Source organism: uncultured Clostridium sp. (assembly GCF_934754915.1).
Classification (GTDB): Bacteria; Bacillota; Clostridia; order Clostridiales; family Clostridiaceae; genus Clostridium.
The window spans coordinates 1-2,090 of record NZ_CAKVKB010000307.1; the positions used below are offsets into that span (position 1 = coordinate 1).

The window sequence follows — 2,090 nt, forward strand, 5'->3', positions numbered from 1 at the left end:
AGAGATAAACTAAAAGCATGGTTTAATATTTATTTCTCAATTCGTGTACCTGAAGACTTCTATAAAGAAAGACAACGCATTTTCAATAGTTTTCCCTGGGAAGAGAATGCATATTTAAATACGGTATTTTCTAAATTGAGTGGATTGTAGTAATTATAACGCGAAAGGCACCCATACGGTTGTGTATGAGTGCTTTTTACCATAATCAATATGGCTATCCCAATGAGTGTAGTATAACAATGCTGACTTGTTGACAAGAAGTTATTGAAGTAAAACTATTTGCATGAATTTCTCAATAAAAATTATATATGAGTAAACAATTCGTTTGCTATATAGTGAAGAAGAAATTGTAGACGGAAATTATTCTAAGTCGAATGTTTATTTATTAGTAGATAGTCGTGCAAGATCAATCCAGGATTATAGAAGTACTTTGATTCATGAAATAGGACATATCATAGATTCTAAGTATAAGAATTCATCTACAAGTGAATTTAAACAACTTTATATAGAAAATAAGATTGGGTATTATTATGATTAGGGAATACAGAATGCTTGTGAATTCTTCTGTGAAGCCTTAAGTTTATATTGTACGAAGCCAAGTGAGTTATAGGATTGGAATGAGGAAGTTTATCAATATATTGAAAATATTATTTGAATATTATGCATGAACTATCTTATCGGATATAGTAACATAATTCCGGGCGATTAGTAATCAAATGATTCAAATAATCGCAGATAATAAGATCGAAATACGTAGCTTTTAATATAACTTCCTGTTTATAATAAGTATGGGGAACAGAATAGTAATGGTGATCATATTCAATGTGATAATTATTAGGAACAGTTTTGATTACATATGTATATGGCTTTAAAGATTCATGTGGTAGTGGCTTTAAAGCAGGCTTGTCATATTTATCAAACACTTCTTTTCTGTTTCCTTTTCCTTTAGAAAATTCTCGATTGTTCAACTCATCTGTGATTATTGATATTTCTGCATTCAGTTCTGAGAACCTGGAAAAAACACGACCTTTCAATTGAATAAGAAAAGTATTTTTAAAATTGGATACTAACAATTTTGTGATAACGTTGTTTAGTTTTTGATGTAATCATAGTAGATGGAGTGAAGGTAAAATAATGGAAGTTTATCATGGTAGTAATGTGATTGTAAACCATCCTAAGATTATTACGGATGGGTTTTATAAAGATTTTGGGTATGGATTTTATTGTACGAATTTTGAAAAACAAGTTAAAAGATGGGTATTAACTAAAAAGAACAATCATATTGTGAATGTTTATTCGTATACAGAAAATTTGGATTTAAACTGTAAGGCTTTTGAACAGATGAGCGATGAATGGCTAGACTTCGTTGTTTCGTCAAGAAGAGGAGTAACTCATACATACGATATTGTAGAAAGGCCTATGGCTTGGAGTTATGTGGATGATTTTGTGCATGGTTTGATTTCTAGAACTTCATTTTGTGAGTTGGTTAAGTTTAAGTATCCTACACATCAAATTGTCTTTCCTATCAAAGGAGTTATAGCTTATGAGGAATAAATATTTTGATGAACTAGTAACAGAAAATGATTTGTTTTATGTATGTTTTATCATTGAAAAGACATCTCGATTTCTTCATCAACGAAATCAATATGTTGTGAATCAACTGGGATATGATTCTTTGTATCATCTTATTAGTGTTGCGAATGTTTTACATAGCGATAATCCTGATAAGGTGGTTCATGATTTGATAGATGAATATAAATTGGAATATGGTAATTTCCATATAGAAAATGTAAATAGTGAATTATGTTCTAGTATTCCAACTGAATTGGATATGGGAAAGGTATACGCAAGATTAATATTGGATACCTTACTTCCTAATGAAGATTATATACAAGGACTTATACGAATCTATAATGATGAAATTTGTCAAGTTATTGATGATTATAATTGTAGTGCTTATTATGAACCTTCTTATGTGAAGGCTAGAGCCTATAAAAATGGAGGATTTTAATGAAAAAAGATTGTAGATTACTGTTCTACAATCTTATCTAAACTATGAATGAATTCTACAACCATCTTACGCTTAATAT

The 2,090-nt window shown here is 29.7% G+C and carries 4 protein-coding genes; 3 read left to right on the forward strand and 1 reads right to left on the reverse strand.

The features are described 5' to 3' along the window. Positions 1-325 precede the first annotated feature (325 nt). Positions 326-538: a hypothetical protein gene (locus tag Q0F58_RS19155; RefSeq protein ID WP_294379639.1), complete on the forward strand. Its 213-nt coding sequence runs from the start codon at positions 326-328 to the stop codon at positions 536-538. Between the two features lie 136 nt (positions 539-674). On the opposite strand, the gene Q0F58_RS19160 is transcribed toward Q0F58_RS19155, so the two are convergent. Further along, the gene (locus Q0F58_RS19160) at positions 675-968 is read right to left on the reverse strand and encodes a Mu transposase domain-containing protein (protein ID WP_294379641.1); all 294 of its coding nucleotides are present in this window, start codon (positions 966-968) and stop codon (positions 675-677) included. Between the two features lie 166 nt (positions 969-1,134). On the opposite strand from Q0F58_RS19160, the gene Q0F58_RS19165 reads away from it, so the two are divergent. Together Q0F58_RS19165 and Q0F58_RS19170 are read left to right on the forward strand one after the other, a co-directional pair. Then, positions 1,135-1,554 (forward strand): DUF3990 domain-containing protein, encoded by a 420-nt coding sequence (locus tag Q0F58_RS19165; RefSeq protein WP_294379644.1) that lies wholly within the window; start codon positions 1,135-1,137, stop codon positions 1,552-1,554. Next, complete coding sequence (locus tag Q0F58_RS19170) at positions 1,544-2,011, forward strand: hypothetical protein (protein WP_294379646.1); 468 nt, start codon at positions 1,544-1,546, stop codon at positions 2,009-2,011. The genes Q0F58_RS19165 and Q0F58_RS19170 overlap by 11 nt, the downstream gene beginning before the upstream one ends. The last annotated feature ends 79 nt before the right edge of the window (positions 2,012-2,090 follow it).

Bases quoted from the DNA above. Each gene is read 5' to 3' on its own strand.
- Q0F58_RS19165 (WP_294379644.1), top strand. From the start codon at position 1,135: ATGGAAGTTTATCATGGTAGTAATGTGATTGTAAACCATCCTAAGATT.
- Q0F58_RS19170 (WP_294379646.1), top strand. From the start codon at position 1,544: ATGAGGAATAAATATTTTGATGAACTAGTAACAGAAAATGATTTGTTT.